The organism is Novosphingobium silvae (assembly GCF_009856825.1).
Lineage (GTDB): Bacteria > Pseudomonadota > Alphaproteobacteria > Sphingomonadales > Sphingomonadaceae > Novosphingobium > Novosphingobium silvae.
On sequence record NZ_WVTD01000001.1, the window covers coordinates 26941 to 50880 of the forward strand.

Annotated in this window: 30 protein-coding genes; 23 read left to right on the forward strand and 7 right to left on the reverse strand. The window is 67.8% G+C overall.

The window, feature by feature from the left end:
• The first annotated feature begins 6 nt into the window (after positions 1–6).
• The 4 genes from GR702_RS00160 to GR702_RS00175 all read left to right on the forward strand — a co-directional run bounded on the left by GR702_RS00160 (position 7) and on the right by GR702_RS00175 (position 2770).
• Positions 7–369, forward strand: a complete 363-nt coding sequence (locus tag GR702_RS00160; RefSeq protein ID WP_160983941.1) for a response regulator — start codon at positions 7–9, stop codon at positions 367–369.
• Between the two features lie 86 nt (positions 370–455).
• Complete coding sequence (locus tag GR702_RS00165) at positions 456–695, forward strand: acyl carrier protein (RefSeq protein ID WP_160983942.1); 240 nt, start codon at positions 456–458, stop codon at positions 693–695.
• Positions 696–708: 13 nt separating this feature from the next.
• Positions 709–1977, forward strand: coding sequence for a serine palmitoyltransferase (gene spt, locus GR702_RS00170; RefSeq protein WP_202407974.1), 1269 nt, complete (start codon positions 709–711; stop codon positions 1975–1977).
• A gap of 19 nt (positions 1978–1996) precedes the next feature.
• Entirely contained in the window at positions 1997–2770 is a 774-nt protein-coding gene (locus tag GR702_RS00175) for a GDSL-type esterase/lipase family protein (RefSeq protein WP_160983943.1), read from the forward strand.
• Here the strand turns inward: GR702_RS00175 and GR702_RS00180 are convergent, their stop codons facing one another.
• Both GR702_RS00180 and GR702_RS00185 read right to left on the reverse strand, forming a co-directional pair.
• On the reverse strand, positions 2771–3322 hold the full coding sequence (locus tag GR702_RS00180; protein WP_160983944.1) for an NADPH-dependent FMN reductase: 552 nt from the start codon (positions 3320–3322) through the stop codon (positions 2771–2773). It abuts the gene before it with no gap.
• A gap of 93 nt (positions 3323–3415) precedes the next feature.
• Positions 3416–4054 carry a YqaA family protein gene (locus GR702_RS00185; RefSeq protein ID WP_160983945.1) on the reverse strand — a complete coding sequence of 213 codons (639 nt, stop codon included), beginning with the start codon at positions 4052–4054 and terminating at the stop codon, positions 3416–3418.
• 204 nt (positions 4055–4258) lie between these two features.
• Between GR702_RS00185 and GR702_RS00190 the strand changes: the two genes are divergently transcribed.
• The 19 genes from GR702_RS00190 to GR702_RS00280 all read left to right on the forward strand — a co-directional run bounded on the left by GR702_RS00190 (position 4259) and on the right by GR702_RS00280 (position 19459).
• A complete protein-coding gene (locus GR702_RS00190; protein ID WP_160983946.1) occupies positions 4259–4753 on the forward strand; it encodes a hypothetical protein in 495 nt (164 codons plus the stop codon).
• Positions 4743–6068 (forward strand): DNA-packaging protein, encoded by a 1326-nt coding sequence (locus tag GR702_RS00195; RefSeq protein WP_160983947.1) that lies wholly within the window; start codon positions 4743–4745, stop codon positions 6066–6068. The genes GR702_RS00190 and GR702_RS00195 overlap by 11 nt, the downstream gene beginning before the upstream one ends.
• Before the next feature lie 97 nt (positions 6069–6165).
• Positions 6166–7341: a phage portal protein gene (locus GR702_RS00200; RefSeq protein ID WP_160983948.1), complete on the forward strand. Its 1176-nt coding sequence runs from the start codon at positions 6166–6168 to the stop codon at positions 7339–7341.
• The gene (locus GR702_RS00205; RefSeq protein ID WP_160983949.1) at positions 7338–7646 is read left to right on the forward strand and encodes a DUF6127 family protein; all 309 of its coding nucleotides are present in this window, start codon (positions 7338–7340) and stop codon (positions 7644–7646) included. The genes GR702_RS00200 and GR702_RS00205 overlap by 4 nt, the downstream gene beginning before the upstream one ends.
• On the forward strand, positions 7643–8050 hold the full coding sequence (locus GR702_RS00210; RefSeq protein ID WP_160983950.1) for an HK97 family phage prohead protease: 408 nt from the start codon (positions 7643–7645) through the stop codon (positions 8048–8050). Before GR702_RS00205 ends, GR702_RS00210 begins: the two co-directional genes overlap by 4 nt.
• 66 nt (positions 8051–8116) lie before the next feature.
• Complete coding sequence (locus tag GR702_RS00215; RefSeq protein WP_160983951.1) at positions 8117–9256, forward strand: phage major capsid protein; 1140 nt, start codon at positions 8117–8119, stop codon at positions 9254–9256.
• A 91-nt stretch (positions 9257–9347) separates the two neighbouring features.
• Positions 9348–9890, forward strand: a complete 543-nt coding sequence (locus tag GR702_RS00220; protein WP_160983952.1) for a head-tail connector protein — start codon at positions 9348–9350, stop codon at positions 9888–9890.
• A complete protein-coding gene (locus GR702_RS00225; RefSeq protein ID WP_160983953.1) occupies positions 9887–10054 on the forward strand; it encodes a hypothetical protein in 168 nt (55 codons plus the stop codon). The genes GR702_RS00220 and GR702_RS00225 overlap by 4 nt, the downstream gene beginning before the upstream one ends.
• Complete coding sequence (locus tag GR702_RS00230) at positions 10054–10443, forward strand: DUF3168 domain-containing protein (RefSeq protein ID WP_160983954.1); 390 nt, start codon at positions 10054–10056, stop codon at positions 10441–10443. The genes GR702_RS00225 and GR702_RS00230 overlap by 1 nt, the downstream gene beginning before the upstream one ends.
• A gap of 32 nt (positions 10444–10475) precedes the next feature.
• Entirely contained in the window at positions 10476–10883 is a 408-nt protein-coding gene (locus GR702_RS00235; RefSeq protein WP_160983955.1) for a phage major tail protein, TP901-1 family, read from the forward strand.
• Positions 10880–11191: a gene transfer agent family protein gene (locus GR702_RS00240; RefSeq protein ID WP_160983956.1), complete on the forward strand. Its 312-nt coding sequence runs from the start codon at positions 10880–10882 to the stop codon at positions 11189–11191. Before GR702_RS00235 ends, GR702_RS00240 begins: the two co-directional genes overlap by 4 nt.
• Positions 11188–11385 carry a phage tail assembly chaperone gene (locus GR702_RS00245; protein ID WP_160983957.1) on the forward strand — a complete coding sequence of 66 codons (198 nt, stop codon included), beginning with the start codon at positions 11188–11190 and terminating at the stop codon, positions 11383–11385. Before GR702_RS00240 ends, GR702_RS00245 begins: the two co-directional genes overlap by 4 nt.
• Positions 11375–11947 (forward strand): tail tape measure protein, encoded by a 573-nt coding sequence (locus tag GR702_RS00250; protein WP_160983958.1) that lies wholly within the window; start codon positions 11375–11377, stop codon positions 11945–11947. The genes GR702_RS00245 and GR702_RS00250 overlap by 11 nt, the downstream gene beginning before the upstream one ends.
• Before the next feature lie 27 nt (positions 11948–11974).
• Positions 11975–14311 (forward strand): DUF2460 domain-containing protein, encoded by a 2337-nt coding sequence (locus GR702_RS00255; protein ID WP_160983959.1) that lies wholly within the window; start codon positions 11975–11977, stop codon positions 14309–14311.
• On the forward strand, positions 14308–15132 hold the full coding sequence (locus GR702_RS00260; protein ID WP_160983960.1) for a DUF2163 domain-containing protein: 825 nt from the start codon (positions 14308–14310) through the stop codon (positions 15130–15132). The genes GR702_RS00255 and GR702_RS00260 overlap by 4 nt, the downstream gene beginning before the upstream one ends.
• Entirely contained in the window at positions 15129–15551 is a 423-nt protein-coding gene (locus tag GR702_RS00265) for a hypothetical protein (RefSeq protein WP_160983961.1), read from the forward strand. The genes GR702_RS00260 and GR702_RS00265 overlap by 4 nt, the downstream gene beginning before the upstream one ends.
• Before the next feature lie 9 nt (positions 15552–15560).
• The gene (locus GR702_RS00270; RefSeq protein ID WP_160983962.1) at positions 15561–17756 is read left to right on the forward strand and encodes a phage tail protein; all 2196 of its coding nucleotides are present in this window, start codon (positions 15561–15563) and stop codon (positions 17754–17756) included.
• A 36-nt stretch (positions 17757–17792) separates the two neighbouring features.
• Positions 17793–18251: a DUF2793 domain-containing protein gene (locus GR702_RS00275; RefSeq protein WP_160983963.1), complete on the forward strand. Its 459-nt coding sequence runs from the start codon at positions 17793–17795 to the stop codon at positions 18249–18251.
• 188 nt (positions 18252–18439) lie between these two features.
• Positions 18440–19459 (forward strand): OmpA family protein, encoded by a 1020-nt coding sequence (locus GR702_RS00280; protein WP_160983964.1) that lies wholly within the window; start codon positions 18440–18442, stop codon positions 19457–19459.
• Positions 19460–19595: 136 nt separating this feature from the next.
• On the opposite strand, the gene queC is transcribed toward GR702_RS00280, so the two are convergent.
• The 5 genes from queC to GR702_RS00305 all read right to left on the reverse strand — a co-directional run bounded on the left by queC (position 19596) and on the right by GR702_RS00305 (position 23845).
• Complete coding sequence (gene queC, locus GR702_RS00285; RefSeq protein ID WP_160983965.1) at positions 19596–20291, reverse strand: 7-cyano-7-deazaguanine synthase QueC; 696 nt, start codon at positions 20289–20291, stop codon at positions 19596–19598.
• A 50-nt stretch (positions 20292–20341) separates the two neighbouring features.
• Positions 20342–20749, reverse strand: coding sequence for a hypothetical protein (locus GR702_RS00290; protein ID WP_160983966.1), 408 nt, complete (start codon positions 20747–20749; stop codon positions 20342–20344).
• A 74-nt stretch (positions 20750–20823) separates the two neighbouring features.
• Positions 20824–21732 (reverse strand): Hsp33 family molecular chaperone HslO, encoded by a 909-nt coding sequence (gene hslO / locus GR702_RS00295; protein ID WP_160983967.1) that lies wholly within the window; start codon positions 21730–21732, stop codon positions 20824–20826.
• A complete protein-coding gene (argF, locus tag GR702_RS00300; protein WP_160983968.1) occupies positions 21729–22655 on the reverse strand; it encodes an ornithine carbamoyltransferase in 927 nt (308 codons plus the stop codon). The genes hslO and argF overlap by 4 nt, the downstream gene beginning before the upstream one ends.
• Entirely contained in the window at positions 22655–23845 is a 1191-nt protein-coding gene (locus tag GR702_RS00305; protein ID WP_160983969.1) for an aspartate aminotransferase family protein, read from the reverse strand. Before GR702_RS00305 ends, argF begins: the two co-directional genes overlap by 1 nt.
• Between the last annotated feature and the right edge of the window lie 95 nt (positions 23846–23940).

A 23940-nucleotide genomic window follows, 5' to 3' on the forward strand; every position in this document is an offset into this window, starting at 1 on the left:
CGTCGAATGGCAAAGCGAATCCTCGTTGTCGAGGACAACGATCTCAACCGGAAGCTCTTTTGCGACGTGCTTCGCGCCCAGGGCTTCGCCGTCGAACCGGTGGCGGACGGGCTCGACGCGCTGGACCGCGCGCGCCAGTTCGTGCCCAATCTCGTGATCATGGACATCCAGCTGCCGAACGTCTCCGGGCTCGACCTGATCGAGGCGGCGAAGAAGGATTCGGTCCTGCGCCCCATCCCGATCCTCGCCGTCACCGCCTATGCCGGCAAGGGCGACGAGGAACGCATCCGCGAAGCGGGCGCGGAAGGCTACCTCGCCAAGCCGGTGTCGATCGGGCCGTTCATGCAGGCCGTGCGGGCGCTTCTGTGATACACATTCCTTGACATGACCGTTCCGCGCCGCTTTTGCGCCGCATTTCCCGGCCAGAGCGCCGCCGACCCTTTCGGAGATACCCCATGGACCGCGCAGAGACCTCGGCCCGCATCGCCGGCCTGATCGAACCCTTCAACAAGAAGGGCATCGAAGTGACCGACGCCACCCGCTTCACCGACGACCTCGAATTCGACAGCCTGACGGTGATGGATTTCGTCGCCGCCATCGAGGACGAGTTCGACATCATCATCTCGATGAACCAGCAGGCCGAGATCGAGACCTACGGCCAGCTCGTCGACGCCGTCGTCAGGCTGCAGGGCTGATAGAGAGAATACGATGACCGATGCCGTGAGCCAGCCCGACCAGCCCGAAACCCTCGTGGGCGGCGACGCTCCTGCAAACGGGGGCGACCTGTTCAGCAAGTTCGACCCGCTGATCAAGATGCGCGCCGACCTGCTCTCCACCGGCGTCACCGACCCGTTCGGCCTCGTCATGGAGCGCGTCGTCTCGCCCACCGTGGCGATCTGCAACGGGCGCGAGACGATCCTGCTGGGCACCTACAACTACATGGGCATGACCTTCGACCCCGACGTGATCGCGGCGGGCAAGCAGGCGCTCGACGATTTCGGCTCGGGCACCACCGGTAGCCGCGTGCTCAACGGCACCTATGCGGGTCACAAGGCAGTCGAAGAGGCGCTATGCGACTTCTACGACATGAAGCACGCCATGGTGTTCTCCACCGGCTACCAGGCCAACCTCGGCATCATCTCGACGATTGCCGGCAAGGGCGACTACATCGTCCTCGACATCGACAGCCACGCCTCCATCTGGGACGGCTGCAAGATGGGCGACGCCGAAGTCGTGCCGTTCAAGCACAACGACATCGAGGCCATGGAAAAGCGCCTGAAGCGCATTCCCGAGGGCGCGGGCAAGCTGGTCGTGCTCGAAGGCGTCTACTCGATGCTGGGCGACATCGCCCCGCTCAAGGAGATGATCGCGGTCGCCAAGAAGCACGGCGCCATGGTGCTGGTCGACGAGGCGCATTCGATGGGCTTCATCGGCCCCAACGGGCGCGGCGTGGCCGAGGAGCAGGGCTGCCTCGAAGACGTGGACTTTGTGATCGGCACGTTCTCCAAGTCGGTCGGCACGGTGGGCGGCTTCTGCGTCTCGAACCACCCCAAGTTCGAGATCATGCGCCTGGTCTGCCGTCCTTACGTGTTCACCGCCAGCCTGCCGCCCAGCGTGGTCGCCACCGCGACCACCTCGATCCGCAAGCTGATGACCGCCGCCGACAAGCGCGCGCACCTGTGGGAAAGCTCGCGAACGCTGCACAAGGGCCTGACCGATGCCGGCTTCCAACTCGGCACCACCGAGCCGCAGAGCGCGATCATCTCGGTCATCATGCCCGATCTGGAACGCGGCGCGATGATGTGGGAAGCGTTGCTGCGCGAGGGTCTCTACGTCAACCTTGCAAGGCCGCCGGCGACGCCCGCGAACATGACGCTGCTGCGCTGCTCGCTCTGCGCCGAGCATACGGCGCAGCAGGTCCAGCAGATCATTGGCATGTTCACCCGCGCCGGCCAGGCAGTGGGCATCATCGGCTAGGACGGGGCGCTTTCCGCCCATGCCTCGCCGGCCAGCGATCCGCCCCCGCATCCTGGTGCTGGCGCTGGTCGCCGCGCTGGGTGTCTACGCCGCCTTCACCACATGGGCCGACCATCGCCGCATGGCGCTCGTCGGCCTGACCGAGCGGCCATGCGGCGCGGACGGGCAGGTCGTCACCGGCCGCCCTCTGGACGATTGGGCGACGCTTTGCGGCTATCGCGAGGAGAACCGGCGGATGATCGCCGCCGGCATCCGCCCAGGCGTGGTGATGATCGGCGATTCGCTCACCGCCGCTTGGCCGCGTGCCAGCCTTGAGCGCCAGATCGTCACGCGCGGGGTCGGCGGGCAGGCCAGCGGCCAGGTCCTGCTGCGCTTCCGGCAGGATGCGCTGGCCCTGCGCCCGCGCATTATTCACATCTGGGTGGGCACGAACGACATCGCCGGCCTTACCGGACCCGTGGCGCTGGACCAGATCACCGCGAACCTGCTCGACATGGTGGAACTGGCCCGCGCCCATGGCATCAAGGTCATCGTCGGCACGGTGCCTCCCGCGCGCGACTTCAAGGGCTTTCGCCTTGGCGATCCCGCACCCGACATCGCGCGCCTCAATGCCCTGCTCCGGCACCTGTCGTCACGGCGCGGCCTTGTTCTGGCGGACTACCACGCCGCTCTCCTGCGCCCGGACGGAACGGTGCGAAAGGCACTGTTCATGGAGGATGGTATCCACCTGACCGCCGCCGGCTACGAGGCGCTGCGCCCGGTCCTGACAGAAGCGCTGGCGAAAGCCTCCTGATCAGGGTGCCTTGTGCAATTCCACGAGGCCCAGGAACGCTTCCATCCAGCCGCCCAGGAACCCGGCCGAACCTTCGCCCACGGTGCCGTCCGCGTTCAGCAACCCTTCCTTCCACGCGATGAACGCCTCGGGCTGGCCCAGCGTCGGCATGTCGAGATAGGCGAGGACGGCTCGCAGGTGCTGCTGCGCCAGCGCCGTGCCGATCGCGCCCACCGACACGCCGATCACGCCTGCGGGCCTGCCCGCCCATGCGCTCTGCCCGTAAGGGCGCGAGGCGTGGTCGATCGCGTTCTTGAGCACGCCCGGGATCGAGCGGTTGTATTCGGGCGTCACGAAGATCACCCCGTCCGAGCCTGAGATCAGCGTCTTCAGCGCCTTGACGCTCGCGGCCTGGTCGGCATCGTCATCCTGATCGTAGAGCGGCAGCGAGCCTATGTCGGCGAAGGCGAACTCATGGCCTTGCGCCTCGGGCAAGCGGGTGAGTGCCTCGGCCAGCTGGCGATTGAACGATTCGGCACGAAGGCTGCCGACGACGATGGCGATGCTGGACATGGGGGCACTCCCTGGCGTGTGAACGGGACGCCAGAGATCGCCGCTTTCGGTGTCAGGGGAAAGACCGTTGCGAGGAACCGCCCCGGTTGCCGCTCAGGCCGACCGACCCGCCACGGCCGAGGCGCACTTCTCGTTGGTGTCCTTGGCGCCGCCGCCAAGGAAGGCGATGGCAAGGAAGCCAGCCACCACAGCCAACGCGAACGCCGCCGTGACCTTGCCGAGATGCTTGTCGATCACTGCCTTGATCGGTGCGCCGAACAGGCGGAACAGCACGCCCACGACCATGAAGCTGATCGAGCGCGAAAGGATCGAGGCGCCGATGAAGACCAGCACGTTCATGCCGATGAAGCCTGCCGTGATGGTCAGCAGCTTGAAGGGGATCGGCGTCGCGCCCTTCACGATGATGATCTCGGCGCCGTAAAGGCGCAGGTAGCAGGCCGCCTTGGGGAAGCTCTCGGCCAGGCCCAGGGCGCCGAGCAGCGCCTCACCGAAAGCGGCATAGGCGAAATGGCCGATCGCGTAGCCCAGCAGACCGCCCGCGACCGAAGCCAGCGTCGCGATGACCGAGAAGCGAATCGCCTTCTTCGGCTCGGCCAGGCACATCAGGCCGAGCAGCGGGTGCGGCGGTACCGGGAAGAAGCTGGCCTCCATGAACGCGAAGGCGGCGAGCCACCATTCGGCGTGGCGGTGCGCGGCCTTGGCCATGGTCCAGTCGTAGAGACGGCGAAGCATCGTGTTCCCCCCGGGCCCCACGCCCGAACGCGGCTCTGCTTAGTGACAGCGCCCTCCGCCGACAAGTACGAACGATGTTCCACGTGTAACCTATTAGGTTTTTATTCTTGACATGTGACGTCCTATCCGGTACTCCAGGACAGACAGCGCAAGAGCCTGCCTCCGGGCCGCTCCCGCTCCCTGCTTCAGCAACTGGAACCGATCATGGCGGATGCCCCCCTGCCCTGCCGACGTGCGCACGCCGTCGGCACCGATGCCGTGCCCGAGTGGCGCGCCGCCTTCCTGGCCGAGCTTGCGGCAACCTCGAACGTTGCCGCCTCGGCGCGCCACGCGGGCATCAGCCCCGCGCTGGCATACCAGGCAAGGCGGGCCGAGCCCGGGTTCTACCGCGAATGGCAGGAGGCCCTTTGCGAAGGCTACGACATGCTCGAGATGGCGCTGCTGCGCCGTCTGCGCGAAGGCGAGGTGAAGCCCGCCGCCGGTGCGAAGAAGGGCGTGCGCACTTTCGACAACGCCAATGCCCTGCGCCTACTTGCCGCCCACCGCGAGAGCACCGCGCGTCAGCGGGCGGTGATGGAAAACCGCGATTCCGATGCCATCCTCGATGCCATCGACGCCAAGATCGAGAAGATGCGCGAGCGCAGCCTTCCGGCGCTGCCTGCGCCCGGAGCCGACACCGACCAGACCGATGATCAGTGAAAAGCTGGCGATCCTCAAGGCGCTTCCCCAGTCCGAGCGCCGGACGAAGATGGAGGCCTTCACCGACGAGGAGCGCGCCGAACTGGGGACGCACTGGCGGCTCTGGGCGCGCCCGTCGCAGCTTCCCCCGCCCGGGGACTGGCGCACCTGGCTCATCATGGCGGGGCGGGGCTTTGGCAAGACCCGCGCGGGGGCGGAATGGGTCCGCGCCGTCGCCAAGGCCGATCCGCAAGCGCGCTTCGCTCTCGTCGGCGCCAGCCTGCCCGACATGCGGGCAGTGATGGTGGAGGGGGAAAGCGGCCTTCTTTCGGTTGGTCCGGCAAAGCAGCGCCCCCGGTTCGAATCCTCGCTGCGGCGGCTTGTCTGGCCCAACGGGGCGCAGGCCATGCTCTATTCCGCGCAGGAGCCCGAGGCCTTGCGCGGGCCCCAGCATAGCCACGGCTGGTGCGACGAGGTGGCCAAGTGGGACAATGCCTCGGGCCGGGCGGTGCGCACCTGGGACAACCTGCTCTTCGGCATGCGCCTGGGCGAGCGGCCCCGCGTGCTGGCAACCACCACGCCGCGCGCGGTGCCGCTCCTGCAGCGCATCCTGGGTGAGAGCGAGGACGACATCGCGGTGACGCGCGGCAGCACCGAGGACAACCGCGAGAACCTGCCCGCACGCTATCTTACCGACATCCGGCGCAGCTTCGGCCAGTCGCTGCTGGGCCGGCAGGAGCTCGACGGCGAACTGATCGCCGACATCGAAGGCGCGCTCTGGACCCGCGCCCTGCTGGAAAGCTGCCGCAGCAAGGATCCCGCCGAGTTCGTCCGCGTGGTCGTGGGGGTCGATCCTCCCGGCTCCTCCGCCGGGGACGCCTGCGGCATCGTGGTCGCAGCGCTCGCAAACGACGGCACCGCGCATGTGCTGGCCGATGCCTCGGTCGAGAAGGCCGGTCCCGAGCGCTGGGCCCGCGCGGTCGCCAACGCCGCCGAGACATGGCGCGCCGACCGCGTAGTCGCCGAGGCGAACCAGGGCGGCGAGATGGTGGGCGCGGTGCTGCGCGCCGCGGCGCTCTCGCTGCCGCTGCGGCTCGTCCACGCCAGCCGGGGCAAGACCGCCCGAGCCGAGCCGGTCGCCGCCCTCTACGAAGCGGGCCGCGTCCGCCATCGCGGCACGTTCCCCGCGCTGGAGGACGAGTTGTGCGGGCTGGTGGCGGGCGGCGCCTACGAAGGGCCCGGACGCTCCCCCGACCGTGCCGACGCGCTGGTCTGGGCGCTGACCGAACTGATGCTGGGCCGCCCGGCAGGCCCTCGGATCAGGGCGGCGATCTAGTCTCCTCTACCAAGGCCGACGAACGCTCTTCGTCCATCTCGTCCTATTCGCCCGCGCTCCGGCGCGCCGCTTTGAAACTCCTCTCGAAAGGAACTCCATGTCCTTCCTCGAAACCCTCGTCGCCGCCTTCAAGGGCGAGAGGAACCGCGTTCCCCTGGCGCGCGGCGCCGCCTCGCCCTGGTTCTTCGCCGAGACCGGCAAGGCCCGTGCTCCTTTCGAGTACAACAGCGCGGTGCGCCGCGCCTACCTCGAGAACCCCGTGGCGCAGCGGGCGGTGCGGCTTGTCGCCGAGGGGATCGGCGGTGCGCCGCTTCGCCCGGGAGAGCCGGCGCTCGCCGCGCTCGTGGCCGAGACCAGCGCCGGTCAGCCGCTGCTCGAGACGCTGGCCTCGCACCTGCTGCTTCACGGCAACGCCTACGTGCAGGTGCTAAAGGACGCCCGGGGCTGCCCGGTCGAACTCTTCGCCCTGCGTCCCGAGCGGGTGAGCGTGGTGGCCGGCGAAGACGGCTGGCCCGCCGCCTTCGCCTACGATGTCGCCGGCCGCCGCCTGACGATACCTGCCCTCGACGAGGATGCCTCGCCCAATCTCATCCATATCCGCCACTTCCACCCGGCGGACGACCACTACGGCGCCGGGTGCCTCACCGCCGCGGACGAGGCGATCGCCACGCACAATGCAGCGTCGGCATGGAACCGCCAGCTCCTGGAGAACGCGGCCCGTCCTTCCGGCGCGCTGGTCTACGAGGGCGAGGACGGCGCGGCGCTTACCGCCGACCAGTTCGAGCGGCTCAAGGCCGAGCTCACCAGCGCCTACACGGGGATGGCCAACGCCGGGCGACCGATGCTGCTGGAGGGCGGCCTGAAGTGGCAGGCCATGGCGATGACCCCGGCCGACATGGACTTCGCCACTCTCAAGGCCGCCGCCGCGCGCGACATCTCGCTTGCTTTCGGCGTGCCGCCCATGCTGCTGGGCCTGCCGGGCGATGCCACGTACAACAACTACCGCGAGGCGAACCGTGCGCTCTGGCGCCTGACGCTGCTGCCGCTCGCCAGCAAGATCCTGGCGGCCATCGGCGAAGGTCTGGCTCCCTGGTTCCCGGAAGCCGTGCTCGCCATCGACCTCGACCGTGTGCCCGCGCTCGCCGAGGACCGCGAGCGGCTCTGGACCCAGGTGAGCGCGGCCGACTTCCTCGATGCCGATGAGAAGCGCGCCCTGCTCGGCCTGCAGCCCCGCCCCCTTGATAATCAGGAAAATTCGGAGAACAAATCATGAACTCCAATGATATGCTGGCCGGTTTGCTCGCGCAGGCGGCAAGGGAAGGCGGCGATCTCGTGACCCTTAGGGCAGTCGTCGAGGAAGCCAGCGAGCTTGGCGCGAGGCGCATGCTGGCCCGCATCGGCCTGGACGACGCGACCGCCTCGCAGGACATGGGCGAACTGCGCGAACTGCTGCGCGCGTGGCGCGATGCCAAGTCGAGCGCACGCTCGGCGGTGGTGGGCTGGCTGATGCGCGGTGCGCTCGCCCTTCTGATGCTGGGCATCGCGGTGCGCCTTGGCGCCACGGATCTGCTGCGATGAGCGGCGATGGTCCCCTGCGTTTCGCAGGCTATGCCGCCCTCTTCGGCAGGACGGATGCTGGGCGCGACACGATCCGCGCGGGCGCGTTCGCCCGCACCCTCGCCGATCGCCGCGATCCGCTGCCGCTCTACTGGCAGCACCGGTCGGACCTTCGCATCGGCTGGGTGGAGACGGCCGCCGAGGACGAGCGCGGCCTGCGCGTCGTCGCGACGATCGACAACCCCTTCGGCGCAGCGGGCCTCGCTCTCAAGCGCGGCACCGTGACCGGCCTGTCCTTCGGCTACCGTGCCCGTGCAAGCCGCCGCTCCGAAGACGGCCGCGAACTGCTCGACGTCGACCTGTTCGAGGTCAGCCTGGTCACCCACCCGATGCAGCACGAGGCGCGCGTCCACCTAATCGCGTGAGCCGCCTCCTCGCGCCCCTGCTCCTGCCCCCTTCTCCTTCCCCACCAACCGAAAGGTGAATACCCCATGGAAGCCAATACTCCCGTCGAGGCGCTCGATGCCTCGTTCGATCTGGTCGCCCGCCAGGATGCGACCGATGTCGCGGTCCAGGTCCTGCGCGGCGATGTCGACGATGTGAAGGCAAGGCTCGACCGGGTCAGCCGCGCCGCCGCCCGTCCCATCATCGAAGGCGGCCCGGACGGCTCCAGCCTCGAGGTGAAGAGCTTCGTCCAGGGCTACCTCCGGGCGGGCCGCGAGACCGAGCTCAAGTCGTTCTCCGGCGCGGTGGCGGCAGACGGCGGCTTCGCCGTCCCGCGTGAGATCGATGCGCTTATCTCCGCCCGGCTGCGCGCCATCAGCCCGATCCGCGCCATCGCCCAGGTGGTGCAGACCGGCAGCGCGGGCTATCGCAAGCTCATCACCACCAGCGGCACCGCGTCCGGCTGGGTGAGCGAAACCGCGACCCGGCCCGAGACTTCCACCCCCGCCTTCGCCGAGATCGCCCCGCCGACCGGCGAACTCTACGCCAACCCGGCCGCGAGCCAGGCAATGCTCGACGATGCGGCTTTCGACGTCCAGTCGTGGCTGGCCAACGAGATCGCCACCGAGTTCGCCCGGGCCGAGGGCGCGGCCTTCATCACCGGCACCGGCACCAACCAGCCGCGCGGCTTCCTGAACGTCACCTCCACCACCGCCGCCGACGCGACCCGCCCCTTCGGCACGCTGCAGCACATCGTCTCGGGCAATGCCTCGGGCTTCGACGCCGCGCCTGAACTGAAGCTCATCGACCTGGTCCATGCGCTGAAGGCAGGCCACCGCCAGGGTGCCACCTGGGTGATGAACTCGAAGACGCTGGCCGTGGTGCGCAAGATGAAGGCGGCGGACGGCTCGTTCCTGTGGCAGCCGGGCATCATGGAAGGCCAGCCGAACCGCCTGCTCGGCTACCCGGTGATCGAGGCCGAGGACATGCCCGATATCGCCGCCAGCGCCTCGCCGATCGCCTTCGGCAACTTCCGCGCGGGCTATCTCATCGCGGAACGCTCGGCCACCTCGATCCTGCGCGATCCGTTCACCAACAAGCCCTTCGTCCACTTCTACGCAACCAAGCGCATCGGCGGGCAGGTGCTCGATTCCGACGCGATCAAGCTGCTGCGCATCTCGGCCTGATCCGGCCGAGGCCCGCGTCGCCGTATCCCCTCCCGGCGGCGCGGGCACCTTTCGCTTCTTCCTTCCCGACATCGAACCATCGGAGGCGCCCATGAACCGGGTCATCCTTACACCCGCCGCATTGCCGTCTTCGGCACTTGCCGAGCTGCGCCAGTGGCTGGGCATCACCACCGGCAACGACGACAACGCCCTCTCGGCGCTCATCGCCGCGGCGCTCGAGACGTGCGAGGCCTTCATCGGCGCCATGCCGCTCGAAGCTGCCTGCGAAGAGCGGCTGGACGGCCGCTGCGGCTGGCTCACGCTCGCCACGCGCCCGGTGCAGTCGATCGCGGCCGTGGACGCGATCGCCTCCGACGGCAGCCGCAGCACTCTTCTCGCGCCGGACTGGGAAGCCGATCTGGGCGCGGACGGCACGGGGAGGGTCCGCCTCGCCCGGCCCTCGACGCGGATTGCCGTTCGCTTCACCGCCGGCCTTGCGTCCGAATGGGGCGCGCTGCCCGATGGCCTGCGCCACGGCATCGTGCGTCTCGCCGCGCATCAGCACCGCGAGCGCGAAGGCAGCGGCGCCTCGCCCACGCCGCCCACATCGGTGGCCGCGCTCTGGCGCCCCTGGCGGCGGCTGCGCCTCGCATGATCGCCGCTCGCACCAGCTTCGACGCGCTGGCGGCCCGATTGGCCGCGCGCGCCGCCAAAATCGCCCAGGCCCATGTCGCGGGACGCGTGCTGGCAAGCAGGCGCGACGAGCGCCGCTGGCGCAGCGCCGCTCTGGTCTGGCCTCTGTTCGGAAGGGAAAAGTGATGGAACTCGCCCTGCGCGCCGCGCTGATCGCCTGGCTCTCGTGCGATGCCGCGCTTGCCCAGAGGCTCAACGCCGTGGTCGAGGAAGCGCCTTCGCGTACCAGCCTGCCCTGGCTCGCCATCGCCACGAGCGCCAGCACCGACTGGAGCACCAAGACCATCCCCGGCCGCGAAGTGCGCATCGCGCTGGAGCTGCACTGCCGGGGCGACCGGCCGGATACCGCCGCCGACCTCGTATCGGCGATTGAGGCGCGGATCGAAGCCATGCCCGCCGTGCAGCCCTCGTTCCGCATCGCCTCGACCGTGTTCCTTCGCGCCCGCGCCGAGCAGCGCGCGGAAAGCCGCAGGGCGATCCTCGTCGAATACCGCTTCCGCCTGCTGGCGGCCTGACACCTTCCACCTCAATCCCAAGGAGCCCGACCATGCCCGCCCAGAAAGGCAGCGCCTTCCTCCTCAAGATCTCCAACGGCGCGACTCCCGCCGCCTACCAGACCGTAGCCGGGCTGCGCACGACGCAGATGTCGGTGACGGGCGATGCCGTCGTCGTCACTTCCAAGGACAGCGGCGGCTGGCGCGAACTCCTCTCCGGCGCGGGCGTGCGCTCGGTTTCGGTCAGTGCGGCTGGCATTTTCCTCGGAAGCGCCGCCGAAGCCCGTATCCGCGCCAATGCCATGGCCGGCACGCTCGACGACTACGAGTTGAGCTTCGAGGACGGAGAGCGGCTGCGGGGCCGGTTCCTCGTCCAGCGGCTCGACTATGCAGGCGACTTCAACGGCGAGCGCAACTACACGCTGCAGCTGGAAAGCTCGGGCCAGGTCTCGCCCGCATGAGCACGCCGAACGCGCTTCGCGGCGAGGCGAGCCTCACGGTCGCGGGCCTTCCCCGGCTGCTGCGACCCACCTTTGCAGCGCTTGTCGCCGCCGAGGAGGAACTCGGCTCCCTCTTCGCGCTGGTGGAGCGCGCGGGCGCGGGCGAGCTGAAGCTCGCCGAGATGACGGCCCTGTTCTGGCACTGCCTTGCCGAGCCGGAGGCTCTCACCCGCGAAGCGATCGGCGAGGCGGTGGCGGGGCAGGGACTTGCCGCCTGCGCCGCGCCCTTGCGCACTCTCCTGGGCCAGATCCTGAAAGGCGCTGCGTGAGCCGCTTCGCTCCCGCCGTGCTGGCGCTCTGCGGGGTTGCGGCACGGTCGCTGGGCTGGCGCCCGCACGAATTCTGGTCCGCCACTCCCGCCGAACTCGCCGCCGCGCTCGGGATGACGGCGAGCGATGCCGCCAGCCCCGGTCTCGACCGAGGCACCCTGCAACGTCTGATGGAGCACGACGATGGACGATGAGATCGACAGCCTGCTGGTGGAAGTGCGCGCCGGCACCGATGGCTTCGCCCGCGATATCGCGCAGATGCGCAGCGCCGTGGATGGCGACCTGGTTTCCGGTTTCACCCGCGCCGGCGATGCCCTCGAGCGCGGCCTTTCGGGGGCGATCCGCAAGGGCGGCCTCGGCTTCGACGACCTGAAGCGCACGGCATCCTCCGCGCTCGATGCCATCGCAGGTCAGGCGGCGCGCACGCTCGCTTCTGCCGTAATGGGCAGCGGCGGGGGGGCCGCGGCGACGGGCGGGTTCGATATCACGGGGCTCCTCGCCGGAGCGCTGGGCCTACCCGGCCGCGCGACGGGCGGCAACGTCTCTCCCGGGCGCGGGTATCTGGTGGGCGAGCGGGGGCCCGAAGTCTTCGTGCCGACCTCGGCCGGGCGCATCGAGGCGGGAACCGGCTCCGGCGGACGCGAGGTGCGTGTCGCCATCAACGTCACGTCCCCGCGCGGCGCGAGCACCCCGCAGTCGCTCCAGCGATCCTCGCGGCAGTTGGCAAGCGCGGTGCGCCGCGCCCTCACCTACTGACCTTCCCTTCTTCCAAAGGACTACACCATGGCATTCTGGCTCGCCAGCAAGCGCGAGGGTCAGGCCAGCGACTGGATCATGCGCTTCGACCCGCGCTTCTGGACCGTCAACTATCCCCGCCCGATGGTGGCGACGGTGGTTTCGACCGGCCCGGACTCGCTGCGCGTCGAAGCCTCGTTCCTGCGCCGGGCGGACCTTGGCGGCCTCATCTGGGACAGCGAGGACCGGCTCGACCACCCGCTGCTCGGCTACCGCACGGACCGCGACTACTCGCGCACCACGCTGCGCTTTCGCTGGCGCTCTTCCGGGATCCTCCCGCTGGATGCCGTCAACGGCCCGACCCTTACCATCGAAGGCCGCGATGAAGCGGGCGCGGCGCGCACCTGGTACGTGCGCCTGTGGAACTACGCCGATGGCACGAGCGAGGACGCCCTCGTCGAGCTGGATTTCTCGGCGCTCGACGGCGGCTACGCGCTGCCCGCCGATGCCGACCGGGTATGGCCGCGCGCGATCGAGCGGATGTTCATCTCCTTCGCCCCGCCCGGCTACGACGGCGCCAGCCCGGCCCCGCTTCCCGCAGAGGCGGAAGGCTGGATCGAGATGTCTGACATCGCCGCCGATGGCGCACGCGCCATGCTCGAGATCGGCGATGTCATGGTGCCGCCAAGTGGCCTTGCCATCGCCACCGGCTATGACGACCAGTGCGTCCAGACGCCGGCGCGCCTGCTGCGCAGCGTGCGCCAGCTCGGCTACCGCGGGTCGGTCGTTCACTACCTTGGGATGAGCCATTACTTCCGGCTCGCTCACGACGGCGATGCCTATCTTGCGGGGCAGGACGGCGATCCGCTCAACACGCCCACCCGCGCCTGGCACCGCGCGTTCTTCGCCGAGTGCACCCGGATGGGGTTCAGCCCGGTCGCCTCGCTGTCCTACGAACTTCTGGACCAGCACTGCCCGGCGGCCTGGAAGCAGCGCGACCTTGAAGGCAATCCGGCGCTTACCGGGTGGGATCCGCCTTCGACCCTGCTTTCACCGGCGAACCCGGGCGCGATGGCATGGCTTCAGTCCGTGGCACGGGCCTTCGCCGCCCTGATGGCGGAAGCTGGCGCTCCAGTCCGGTTTCAGGTGGGCGAGCCCTGGTGGTGGACGTTCGGCGACGGGCGCATCTGCCTCTACGACGATGCGGCAAGAGCTGCGTTCGGGGGCTCGCCTGCCGCCATCGCAGACATGCGCGCTGCGCTCAACACGGATCAGACTGCCCTGCTCGACCAGGCGGGAGCCATGCTCGCGCAGTCCACTGCCGGGCTGGTATCCGCCGTGCGCGACGAAGTGGCCCCCCGCTCCGTGGAGGCGCTGGCGCTCGTCTTCACTCCCACCCTGCTCGCACCCGACATGCCCGAACTCAAGCGCGCGAACCTGCCCGTGGGATGGGCGGCTCCGGCGTTCGACCGCCTTCAGGTGGAGGATTATGACTGGCTGACCGCCGGAGCCGACGGCCTGCGCCGGAGTGCCTACGCCGAAGTCGACGCGCGCCTTGGCTATCCCCCGCACGAGCAGGACTACCTTGCGGGATTCGTCCTTGCCCCCGGTCGCCCCGACCACTGGATCCGCATCGACGCCGGGATCGACGAAGCCTTTGGCCGCGCTCCTCACGAGATCGTCGTCTGGGCGCTGCCGCAAGTCGCGCGCGACGGATACGTGCGCCTTCCCCCCTTCGCAGGAGTAGAAGCCATGCAGGCCTTCGACGACGTGCTCTATCCCCTCGCCCTGGGTCGTGACGCCACCGTGGTGCCCGAATTCTCAACCAGCGTCTCGGTCACTGCGTCAGGCTTCGAGCGGCGCAACAGCCTGTGGTCCAACGCACGCCTGCGTTTCGACGTGGGGCCGGGCGTTCGTTCCGAAGTCGAGCTGGGCGAACTCATCGCCTTCTACCGCGCAAGGCGTGGGCCCGCACGCGGCTTCCGGCTGCGCGACCCGAGCGATTTCAGCTCCAGCGGAATGACTGGCGTGCCCGGCCCCCTCGATCAGGACATCGGCAGCGGCGATGGGCTGCGCACCGATTTCGCGCTGATGAAGCGGTACGGAAGCGGGGACGACGCGCAGCAGCGCCGCATCACCCGTCCGGTTCCCGGATCGATCCTCGCCTCGGTCGACGGCGTGCCGATGGAAGCTGGCTGGAGGCGGGGTGCAGGCGGCACAATCGTGTTCGACGCCGCTCCGCCGCCCGGCTCGGTGATCCGCGCGGGCTTCCTGTTCGATGTGCCGGTGCGCTTCGCGGAAGACCGCCTCGAGGTGTCCGGCTCCGCATTCGCCGCCGGCGAGGCGCCAAGCGTACCCATCGTCGAGATCCGGGAGGGGTCATGAGCAGGAAATGGTTCACCGCTCCGGTGGAAACGGTCGCCACTTTCTGGCGCATCCTGCGCCGCGACGGCGTGGCGGTCGGGCTCATTAGCCACGATCGTGACATCTGGCTGGATGGCGTGCTTCACCGCGCTTCGCCCGGAATGGTGCCAAGCTCCATCCGCAAGTCCGCCGATCTCGAGCCCGACAGCGCCGAAGTGCGCGGCGCGCTCAGCCACGAGGCGCTCGATGCGACTGACCTTGCCGCCGGCCGCTTCGACGCTGCGCAAGTGCGCATCGGCCTTGTGGACTGGGAGACCGGCGAAAGCGAAGTGCTCTACGCCGGAACCATCGGCGCGGTTGCCGAAGAGGACGGCGCCTTCTCGGCCGAGCTGATCTCGCGCAAGGCGGAACTCTGGCGCGATCCCGTTCCCCGCACGAGCCCGACCTGCCGCGCTGCATTCTGCGGACCAGGCTGCAACCTCAATCCCCTTCGTTTCACGCGCGAGGTGACCGTTGCCGCCCTTCACCTCGCAAGCAACGCAGTTCTCCTCCGGGAAGACCAGGAGCCTGCCCTCAGCGCGGGGGGAAGCCTGCGCTGGCTGGAAGGACCGCTCATGGGCGCCGTGGCGATGGTCATGGGTGACGATGGCGCAGGTGGCCTCGTCCTTGACCTGCCGCTCGACGAGGGTATTCCCGGCGGAACCCGTGCGCTTCTGCGCGAAGGGTGCGATCACACGCTGGACACCTGCGCGGCCCGCTTCGGCAACGCCGCGAATTTTCGGGGCGAGCCATACCTGCCGGGCAACGACATGCTGACCCGATACCCGGGGCCAATGGCATGACCGGGGAGAGCCTGGCTGCAGCGGCAAGCCGCCTCATCGGCACGCCCTTTCGCCTCCATGGGCGCGAGCCGCACGTGGCGCTCGACTGCGTGGGCCTGGTGGCTGCCGCATTGGCAGCGCTGGGCCGCAAGGCGCCGCTGCCAAACGGCTATGCCCTGCGCACCCTGCACGCTCCCCAGGCTTTCGCTCTGGGCGAGAAGCTGGGCCTGGCAACGGTTACCGGGCCCATCGAGCCAGGCGACGTACTGATGTTGCGCGTCTCGCCGTGCCAGCTTCACTTCGCGGTCGCGGCGGGCCCGAGGGCCATCGTCCATGCTCATGCGGGCCTGCGCAGAGTGGCCCTCGGCGCGTTGCTGGAAGACTGGCCGATCGTGGCGCACTGGCGCCTTCGAACCGAAAATACTCTCGCGCCAAGATGAGGAACTGACATGGCAACGCTCGTATTCAGCGGCATAGGCACGATGCTGGGCGGTCCGATCGGCGGCGCCATCGGCACGCTCGCCGGGCGGCAGGTCGATGCCGCACTGTTCGGGCCGGGCCGCCGACAGGGCCCGCGCCTCAAGGACCTGGCCGTCACCACCTCCACCTACGGCCAGATCGTGCCGCGGCACTTTGGCCGGATGCGCGTGGCCGGCTCGATCATCTGGGCGACCGAGCTCGTCGAACACGATGAAGCCCAAGGTGGCGGGAAGGGCACGCCCGGCACCACCACCTACAGCTACACGGCGAACTTCGCGATCGCCCTCTCCAGCCGGCCCATCCTTTCCGTGGGCCGGATCTGGGCGGACGGCAAGCTGCTGCGCGGTGCTGCGGGCGACCTCAAGGTGGGGGGGACTCTCCGGATCCACACCGGCCAGGGCAATCAGGCACCCGATCCGCTCATGGCTGCGGCGGAGGGGGCGCAACGCTGTCCCGCCCACCGCGACCTAGCCTATGCCGTGTTCGAGAACCTCGAGCTCGCTCCCTTCTACAATCGCATCCCCTCGCTCACGTTCGAGATCATCGCTGACGAGAGCTTCGACCTCGGGGCGCTCGTTCGCGACGTGGTCGAAGACCTCGAAGGTTCCCTGCCGCTGCCGACGATCCTCGGATACTCCAGCGAGGGGCCCCCCGCGACCGACATCGAAACGTTCGACCAGGTGGTGCCGCTCGCCATAGACACCGCAGGAGGGCGGCTCGTCATCGCCCGCGAACGTTCGCACGCCGACCTCGTCGAACTTCCCGAGGCCGCGATCGCAGTCGGCGACGACGACTTCGGCGGGGCCTCCGGCTTTACCAGACATCGCGCACCGGCTTCCGCGCAACCGCCGATGATCCTGCGCTATTACGATCCGGGCCGCGACTATCAGGCAAGTGTCCAGCGCGCGAGCGGGCGGGCAATGGCCGGGGAGCCCGGCGCGTTGGACCTTCCCGCCGCAATCGAGGCGGCATCTGCTCGCACCCTGATCGAAAGCGCGGCTCGCCGCATCGATTGGAGCCGGGATCGCGTGTCCTGGCGCACCTGCGAACTCGATGCCTCCATAGCGCCCGGCTCGCTTGTCTCCCTGCCGGGGATCGGGGGAATGTGGCGGGTCTGCGAATGGGAGTGGCGCGAAAGCGGCATCGAACTCGCGCTGCAGCGTCATCTGCCCCTTGGTGCAGACATGCCGCCTGCGCTTGCAACGGACCCCGGCCGCCTCAACTCCCTGCCCGACGTCCTGCCGGGCGAAACAGGCCTTTTCGCCTTCGAGCTGCCCTTCGATCCCGCGAGCGGTGGACCGGATGCTCCGCGGTGCTTCGCCGCTGTTTCCAGTGCCAGCCCCGACTGGCGAGGAGCAGCCCTTTTCGCCGACCGCGGAGACGGCGAGCTGCTGCCGCTCGGCCCCAGCGGCCGTCGCCGTGCAGTGATGGGCACGACCGTTTCCATCCTCCCGGACGCGAACCCGCTTTTCCTGGACCGAGGCCCCGGGCTTGTTGTGAGGCTGATCGACCCCGCCATGCAGCTGGCATCGATCGACACGCGGCAGCTCGCGGCAGGCGCCAACCTGGCGATCGTCGGCGAAGAGATCTTGCAGTTCCTGCATGCCGTTCCACTCGGCGATGGATACTGGCGCCTGAGCGGCCTGCTGCGTGGACGCGGCGGAACCGAAGCCGCGAGGGCGCTCCACATCGCCGGCGAGCCCTTCGCTCTGCTCGGCACGGGGCTTGCCTCGATCGATACGTCCGTGCTCGGCTCGGCAGCCGAACGTCAGGTCGTCGCGCTTGGTGCGGGCGATGCGGCTCCTGCGCAAAGCCGGGTGCGGCTGGATGGCATCACCTTGCGGCCGCTCTCCCCGGTCCACCCCCGCCGGACGGTGCGGCACGATGGTACCTGCACCCTGTCATGGACCCGGCGCACGCGGGGAGGATGGGCGTGGCAGGACGGAATAGACATGCCATTGGTCGAAGAAGCCGAACTCTACCGCGTCACGACAGGTCCGCTGGAAGCGCCGCTGGCCACCTGGTCGGTCGCCGCGCCGCGTCTGGACCTCCCCGCAGCTCTCTGGAGCGAACTCGCCGAGATGGCACCCGGCGCCCCTCTCCAGGTTCGCCAGCAGGGCACCCATGCCCTCTCGCTTCCGCTGACGCTCTGTACTCTGCCCTGAGCCAAACCAACCTCATCGACCCCACAGGAGTGTTCCATGCCCGATCCTCTCACCTTCACCAGTGCGACACCGCGCTATTCGCTGCCTCTTCTCCACGTCGGGCAGGCACAGAAGGAAGCGTTTGTGAACGAGGCGCTTGGTCTTGCAGATGTGCTGCTTCACTGCACCGTCCAGGGCTCAAATGCCGCTCCTCCGGAAAATTCCTTAGATGGCGAAGCCTGGCTGATCCTGGAAAATGCAACTGGCAGCTGGGAAGGACACGAAGGCGAAATCGCGGTGCGACAGGGCGGCGGCTGGCTGTTCGTAACCCCGCGCGACGGCATGCGCGTCTTCGATCGCTCCACCGGATGCGAGGCGCTGTTTTTCGGTTCCTGGAGAAAAGCTTCGCTTCCTTTGGAACCACTTGGAGGATCGAGTGTTGATGGGGAGGCTCGAGCTGCGATCAAAGATCTGGTCTCGGCTCTTCAAGCCTTGGGTATCCTCCCATCGGCATAACGGGTGCATCAACAGGGGTTCTTCGGGGTGGCAGAGATTTCGTTCATCGATGTCGCAAGCGCAACCCAAGGGCCCGTAATCGCGACATTTTGGCAACAGTCGGGCTTAATGTGCGCTTGCACACGGAATGCCGAGGGGTTAGACACTCTCGCACTCGGTGGCTCCAAATCTCTTTGTAGGGGAAACGTATGAGGAAACTCGTCCTTGGTCTGGCATTGGCTTCTACCGCCATTGCCACGCCTGCGCTCGCACGCGACGACCAGTGGTATCTGCAGCTCGAATTCGGCGGCATGATCGTCGAAGACGCTGATGTGGACATCAATGGCGTCAACAACGTCGACACGCTCGACTTCAACAAGGGCTTCGACGGCGGCGGCGTTCTTGGCTACGACTTCGGTCCGTTCCGTCTTGAAACCGAAGCCAGCTATCGCCAGGCTTCGATCAAGAACAGCGGCGGTGCTGACGCCAGCAACCTGACGTTCATGGTGAACGGCCTGCTCGACTTCGGTCCCGACGATGGCCTTCAGGGCTTCATCGGCGGTGGCGCCGGCGTTGGCCGCGTCCACGCTGACGTCATCGACGACTCCGACACCGGTTTCGCATGGCAGGCGATCGCAGGTATCCGCGCTCCGCTCAGCTCGAACTGGGACGTGGGCCTGAAGTACCGCTTCATGAACGTCGACAACGTCGACCTGGTCGGCCCGGCCGGTGACAGCATCAGCACCCGCTGGCGCTCGCACTCGCTGCTGGGTACCCTGGCGTACAACTTCGGTGGTGAGGAAGCTGCTCCCCCGCCGCCCCCGCCGCCCCCGCCGCCTCCGCCGCCCCCGCCGCCCCCGCCGCCTCCGCCGGTGGTCTGCAACAAGGGTCCGTACATCGTGTTCTTCGACTGGGATAAGTCGGACATCACGCCGGAAGCCGCGACCATTCTGGACAGCGCCGTCAGCGCCTATGGCAACTGCGACAGCGTTCCCATCATGCTGGCCGGTTACACCGACCGCTCGGGTTCGCCGAAGTACAACCAGGGCCTGTCCGAGCGTCGTAACGCTTCGGTCCGCGCTTACCTGACCAGCCACGGTATCCCCGACGGCTCGATTTCGAGCCAGGGCTTCGGTGAAAGCAACCCGCGCGTCCCGACTGCGGACGGTGTTCGCGAGCTGCAGAACCGCCGCGTCGAGATCACTTACGGTCCGGGTTCGGGCATGTAAGCGAACCGGCAACGGTCAAGATTGGGGGGTCGGAGCAATCCGGCCCCCTTTTCTTTTGCGCGTACCAGCAAGCCTAAGAAAAAGGGCCGGCGGATCAAACCGCCGGGCCCGTTGTGTTTCAGAAGTGTCTTTTGCTTCAGGCGGCGTAGGCAGTCGGGTCCACCAGACCGGCGTCGGCAAAGCCGGCCTTGCGCAGGCGGCAGCTATCGCAAAGCCCGCATGCGCGGCCCTCAGGCTGGGGATCGTAGCACGACCAGCTCATGCCGGGATCCAGGCCAAGCCGGTCAGCTTCGCGGGCGATGTCGGCCTTGCCCATGAACTGCAGCGGAGCATGGATGCGAAGTGCCTTGCCTTCATCGCCCGCCTTCGTCGCCAGCGTGGCGATATCCTCGAACGCAGCGATGAATTCCGGCCGACAATCCGGGTAGCCCGAATAATCCAGCGCATTGACGCCGATGAATATGTCGGTGGCGCCGATCGCCTCAGCCCAAGCCAGCGTCAGCGAGAGGAACACCAGGTTGCGCGCGGGTACGTAAGTGACGGGAATGTCCTCACCCACACCGCCCTTGGGAACCGCAATGTCATCGGTCAGCGCCGACCCGCCAAACCGCCGCAAATCGAGTGGAAGCACCACATGGCGCTTGGCCGCGACGAAGGCCGCAATCTGCGCGGCTGCATCCAGTTCCCGCCTGTGACGCTGGTCATAGTCTATGGTCAGTGCGTTGACGGCAAAGCCCTGCTCGCGCGCGATCCCCGCGCATACCATTGAGTCCAGACCGCCGGAGAGAAGCACGACAGCCTGCCGCACATCGGAAGAGTTCACATTCTGCATGCGGTGTGGGCTACTCCCGCACACCTCCGCCTGCAATGCTCAACTGCCCGTCAGTTCGTGCAGGCGCCTGTATGGCGGCCTTCCGCCGAATAGGCGAAGGGCAGGCCCTTGACGATGCCCTGCGTGTCCACCTGGATAAGGCGATTGGTCTCGCGCCTGACCTGCGTTCGCCCGTAGCCATGGCCGCGGCAGGTGTACTGCACCGTGACCTGTTCCGGACCATCCTCTACCACGACGGTACTGCACGGCAGACCCGGATGACGCAGCTGGATAAGGCGCCGAGGATTGTCGATGCAGATGTTTCGCACGGTGCCGTCACCGCCGCGCTCGCGCATTTCCCAGTTCCCGCGCTGCAGTTCGTCCAGCATGACCAGAGAAGGTTTTTCGCCCAGCGCAGGCGCGGCGACAAGCGCCAGCCCGGCAAGCGACAGCACTGAAAGGGTGGACTTCAATTTCATTCCTTCGGCCCGCCTACCGACCCTCTACAGTATCGGTAGGCGGCTGCCCGATTTCAACCGGACAGCACCGCCACTTACGTCGGAATGCGCAGTATCTTCGAACAGAAAGCGCAATCCACGGGGATCATGCCATCGTCGTCCCGCATTTCGACGCGCTGCTCTTCAGGGAAGCTCGAGAGGATGCCGAGGTAGTGCTCAACCGTGCAGCGGCACCCTCGCTCGAGCGGCAGCAGCGGCTCCACCCGCACTTCCTCCTCCTCGTGGAACAGCCGCCAGAGCAGTTGCTCAAGGTTGAGGACCGGATCGACCAGCTCCGCCTCCTGGACACTGCCTGCCATGATGGCGACATGTTCCCAGTCGGGATGGTCGTCCTTGGCGTGGAGCCGCTCGCGGCCGACCTCTCCTTCCGGGAAATGCTGCACCAGCAGCCCACCGGCGGTGCAGCGCGCCCCGTTGGAACGCACCGCAATGCGGATCAGGGTCGGCACCTGTTCGGACTGCGCGAAGTAGTTCTCGCATGCCTGCGCCAGCGATTCCCCCTCGAGCGGAACGATGCCCTGGTAACGCTCGCCGCTGACTGCCAGGTCGAACGTGATGGCAAGATAGCCCTTGCCAAAAATCGTCTCGAGCGAACACCCTTCTTCGAGGGCTCCGACCATGTCGGGGTTGTGGCGCAGGTACCCGCGCACTTCCCCGCGGCGATAGTCGCAGACCAGCAGGTCCACGGCGCCGCCCTCGGCCTGGGCCTGGAAAGTGATCTGCGCGCCGTCGTCCTTCAGCAGCGAGCCCATCAGCGACGTCAGAACGAGCGCTTCGGCCAGGACGTGCTTGACGACCTTGGGATAGTCGTGGGCGGAAAGCACCGTTTCCAGCACCGGGCCAAGCCGTACGAGCCGGCCGCGCGCGTGGCGTGCAGGCACGGTGAACGCAAGGACGCGGTCGAAGCCGGTGTCGTCGCGGCGCAAGAGTTCGTCCCTGATCATAGCTTCCCCAGCGCCCAGAGCAGGACGGATTTCTGCGCATGAATGCGGTTTTCGGCCTCGTCCCAGATCGCAGACTGAGGACCGTCCATGACCTCGTCCGTCACTTCCTCGCCGCGATGGGCGGGCAGGCAGTGCAGGAAGATGGCGCGTGGGTCGGCCGCCGCCATGAGGGCTGCATCGACCTGGTAGGGCTGCATGGCCGCGACGTGAACATCGCCGCCCGGCTGCCCCATGGACACCCAGGTGTCGGTGACGACGACCTGCGCACCGGCCACTGCCGCGCGGGCATCCTGGGTCAGGATGATCTCGCCGCCTGCAGCGCGCGCGCGCTCGATGAAGCCTGCATCGGCCTCGTATCCGGGCGGACCCCCCAGACGCAGGGTGAACTTCATGAGGCCCGCAGCCTCGATCAACGAATTGGCGACGTTGTTGCCGTCCCCAAGCCACGCCACCTGAAGGCCGGGCAGGGCGAACCCGCGCTCAACGATGGTCAGCAGATCGGCAACGATCTGGCACGGGTGCGACAGATCGGTAAGGCCGTTGATGACCGGGACGTCGGCATAGTGCGCCAGTTCCTCGATCTTGGCGTGATCGTCGGTCCTGATCATGATCGCGTCGACCATGCGGCTGAGCACGCGAGCGGTGTCGGCGATGGTCTCGCCCCGCCCGATCTGGGTGCTGCCCGCCTCCATGATCAGGGCAGAGCCGCCCAGCTGCCGCATCGCCATGTCGAAGGACACGCGGGTACGGGTCGAATTCTTCTCGAAGATCATGGCCAGCACGTGCCCGGCGAGCGGCGCATCGGCGTCCGCGCGGCCCTTGGGCCAGCTCCTGCGAGCAGCCTTCCGGTCGATGGCATCGTTGATCATCGCAGCGATGGCATCGCCGCCGGCGTCGGCCAGGCCGATCAGGTCACGGGTCATCAGACGACCTCCTCGGGCTGGTAGCTGGCCGCCGCGGCGGAAAGCTTTTCCATGAATTCATCGATGTGGGTGTCGTCGATGACAAGCGGTGGCAGGATGCGCACCACGTTGTCGCCGGCGGAAACCGTCAGCAGCTCGTGGTTGTCGCGCATGTGGGCGACGAAGGCGCGGGGCTCGACTTTCATCTTGAGCCCGATGAACAGGCCGCGCCCGCGCACGAGTTCGAACAGATCGGGGTAGTTGCCGATGAACTGTTCCAGCCGGGCCCGGATCCGCTCGCCCTTGGCGCGCACGTCTGCAAGGAAGGCCTCGTCGGGGATCACGTCGAGCACGGCGCCGATCGCAGCCATCGCGAAGGGGTTGCCACCATAGGTCGAACCGTGCGTACCCGCGACCATGCCGCGCGCAGCCTTCTCCGTCGCAAGGCACGCTCCGACCGGGAACCCGCCACCGATGCCCTTGGCCGTTGCCATGATGTCGGGCTCGATGCCGTACTGCTCGTAGGCGTAGAACGTGCCCGAGCGTCCGACGCCGCTCTGGACTTCGTCGAGGATCAGCATCAGGTCATGCTCGTCGCACAGGGCACGCAGGCCCTGCATGAACGCGTCCGTGGCGATGCGGATGCCGCCCTCGCCCTGGATCGGCTCGACGAGGAAGCCTGCGGTGTTCGGGCCGATGGCCGCCTTTGCCGCCTCGAGGTCATTGAAATCGACGTACCGGAATCCGGGCAGCAGAGGCAGGAAGCCCTTGTGCATCTTTTCCTGGCTCGACGCGCTGATCGTCGCCAGCGTGCGGCCGTGGAAGGCGTTGTTGAACGTGATCAGTTCGAACTTGTGATCGTTCCCGGCCGACTGGTGATAGGCCCGCGCCGTCTTGATCGCGCACTCGACCGCCTCGGCGCCGGAATTGGTGAAGAACACCGTGTCCGCGAACGTCAGGTCGACAAGCCGCTTCGCCGCAGCCTCACCCTGGGGGCTGCCATAAAGGTTGGACACGTGCATCAGCGTTTCCGCCTGCTTCTGGATCGCGCCGATAAGGCCCGGGTGCGAGTGGCCAAGCGCATTCACCGCGATGCCGCTTGCGAAGTCGAGGAAACGGCGACCATCCTCGCTGACCAGGTGGCAGTGCTCGCCGCGAACGGGACGCACGCCGCACCGGGGGTACACGGGCATCAGCGGAGTGATCGACATGTCGGTTATCCTCGAAACAGAATCGGTGTGTGAAGATCGCAAACGACAAATGGCGGCCCTACCGGACCGCCATTTGCGCGCATTTAGACGTTTGC

What these genes read in the sequence shown, in the direction of transcription:
- GR702_RS00160 (WP_160983941.1), top strand. Translation starts at nt 7, where the DNA reads ATGGCAAAGCGAATCCTCGTTGTCGAGGACAACGATCTCAACCGGAAG.
- GR702_RS00165 (WP_160983942.1), top strand. Translation starts at nt 456, where the DNA reads ATGGACCGCGCAGAGACCTCGGCCCGCATCGCCGGCCTGATCGAACCC.
- spt (WP_202407974.1), top strand. Translation starts at nt 709, where the DNA reads ATGACCGATGCCGTGAGCCAGCCCGACCAGCCCGAAACCCTCGTGGGC.
- GR702_RS00175 (WP_160983943.1), top strand. Translation starts at nt 1,997, where the DNA reads ATGCCTCGCCGGCCAGCGATCCGCCCCCGCATCCTGGTGCTGGCGCTG.
- GR702_RS00180 (WP_160983944.1), bottom strand. Translation starts at nt 3,322, where the DNA reads ATGTCCAGCATCGCCATCGTCGTCGGCAGCCTTCGTGCCGAATCGTTC.
- GR702_RS00185 (WP_160983945.1), bottom strand. Translation starts at nt 4,054, where the DNA reads ATGCTTCGCCGTCTCTACGACTGGACCATGGCCAAGGCCGCGCACCGC.
- GR702_RS00190 (WP_160983946.1), top strand. Translation starts at nt 4,259, where the DNA reads ATGGCGGATGCCCCCCTGCCCTGCCGACGTGCGCACGCCGTCGGCACC.
- GR702_RS00195 (WP_160983947.1), top strand. Translation starts at nt 4,743, where the DNA reads ATGATCAGTGAAAAGCTGGCGATCCTCAAGGCGCTTCCCCAGTCCGAG.
- GR702_RS00200 (WP_160983948.1), top strand. Translation starts at nt 6,166, where the DNA reads ATGTCCTTCCTCGAAACCCTCGTCGCCGCCTTCAAGGGCGAGAGGAAC.
- GR702_RS00205 (WP_160983949.1), top strand. Translation starts at nt 7,338, where the DNA reads ATGAACTCCAATGATATGCTGGCCGGTTTGCTCGCGCAGGCGGCAAGG.
- GR702_RS00210 (WP_160983950.1), top strand. Translation starts at nt 7,643, where the DNA reads ATGAGCGGCGATGGTCCCCTGCGTTTCGCAGGCTATGCCGCCCTCTTC.
- GR702_RS00215 (WP_160983951.1), top strand. Translation starts at nt 8,117, where the DNA reads ATGGAAGCCAATACTCCCGTCGAGGCGCTCGATGCCTCGTTCGATCTG.
- GR702_RS00220 (WP_160983952.1), top strand. Translation starts at nt 9,348, where the DNA reads ATGAACCGGGTCATCCTTACACCCGCCGCATTGCCGTCTTCGGCACTT.
- GR702_RS00225 (WP_160983953.1), top strand. Translation starts at nt 9,887, where the DNA reads ATGATCGCCGCTCGCACCAGCTTCGACGCGCTGGCGGCCCGATTGGCC.
- GR702_RS00230 (WP_160983954.1), top strand. Translation starts at nt 10,054, where the DNA reads ATGGAACTCGCCCTGCGCGCCGCGCTGATCGCCTGGCTCTCGTGCGAT.
- GR702_RS00235 (WP_160983955.1), top strand. Translation starts at nt 10,476, where the DNA reads ATGCCCGCCCAGAAAGGCAGCGCCTTCCTCCTCAAGATCTCCAACGGC.
- GR702_RS00240 (WP_160983956.1), top strand. Translation starts at nt 10,880, where the DNA reads ATGAGCACGCCGAACGCGCTTCGCGGCGAGGCGAGCCTCACGGTCGCG.
- GR702_RS00250 (WP_160983958.1), top strand. Translation starts at nt 11,375, where the DNA reads ATGGACGATGAGATCGACAGCCTGCTGGTGGAAGTGCGCGCCGGCACC.
- GR702_RS00255 (WP_160983959.1), top strand. Translation starts at nt 11,975, where the DNA reads ATGGCATTCTGGCTCGCCAGCAAGCGCGAGGGTCAGGCCAGCGACTGG.
- GR702_RS00260 (WP_160983960.1), top strand. Translation starts at nt 14,308, where the DNA reads ATGAGCAGGAAATGGTTCACCGCTCCGGTGGAAACGGTCGCCACTTTC.
- GR702_RS00265 (WP_160983961.1), top strand. Translation starts at nt 15,129, where the DNA reads ATGACCGGGGAGAGCCTGGCTGCAGCGGCAAGCCGCCTCATCGGCACG.
- GR702_RS00270 (WP_160983962.1), top strand. Translation starts at nt 15,561, where the DNA reads ATGGCAACGCTCGTATTCAGCGGCATAGGCACGATGCTGGGCGGTCCG.
- GR702_RS00275 (WP_160983963.1), top strand. Translation starts at nt 17,793, where the DNA reads ATGCCCGATCCTCTCACCTTCACCAGTGCGACACCGCGCTATTCGCTG.
- GR702_RS00280 (WP_160983964.1), top strand. Translation starts at nt 18,440, where the DNA reads ATGAGGAAACTCGTCCTTGGTCTGGCATTGGCTTCTACCGCCATTGCC.
- queC (WP_160983965.1), bottom strand. Translation starts at nt 20,291, where the DNA reads ATGCAGAATGTGAACTCTTCCGATGTGCGGCAGGCTGTCGTGCTTCTC.
- GR702_RS00290 (WP_160983966.1), bottom strand. Translation starts at nt 20,749, where the DNA reads ATGAAATTGAAGTCCACCCTTTCAGTGCTGTCGCTTGCCGGGCTGGCG.
- hslO (WP_160983967.1), bottom strand. Translation starts at nt 21,732, where the DNA reads ATGATCAGGGACGAACTCTTGCGCCGCGACGACACCGGCTTCGACCGC.
- argF (WP_160983968.1), bottom strand. Translation starts at nt 22,655, where the DNA reads ATGACCCGTGACCTGATCGGCCTGGCCGACGCCGGCGGCGATGCCATC.
- GR702_RS00305 (WP_160983969.1), bottom strand. Translation starts at nt 23,845, where the DNA reads ATGTCGATCACTCCGCTGATGCCCGTGTACCCCCGGTGCGGCGTGCGT.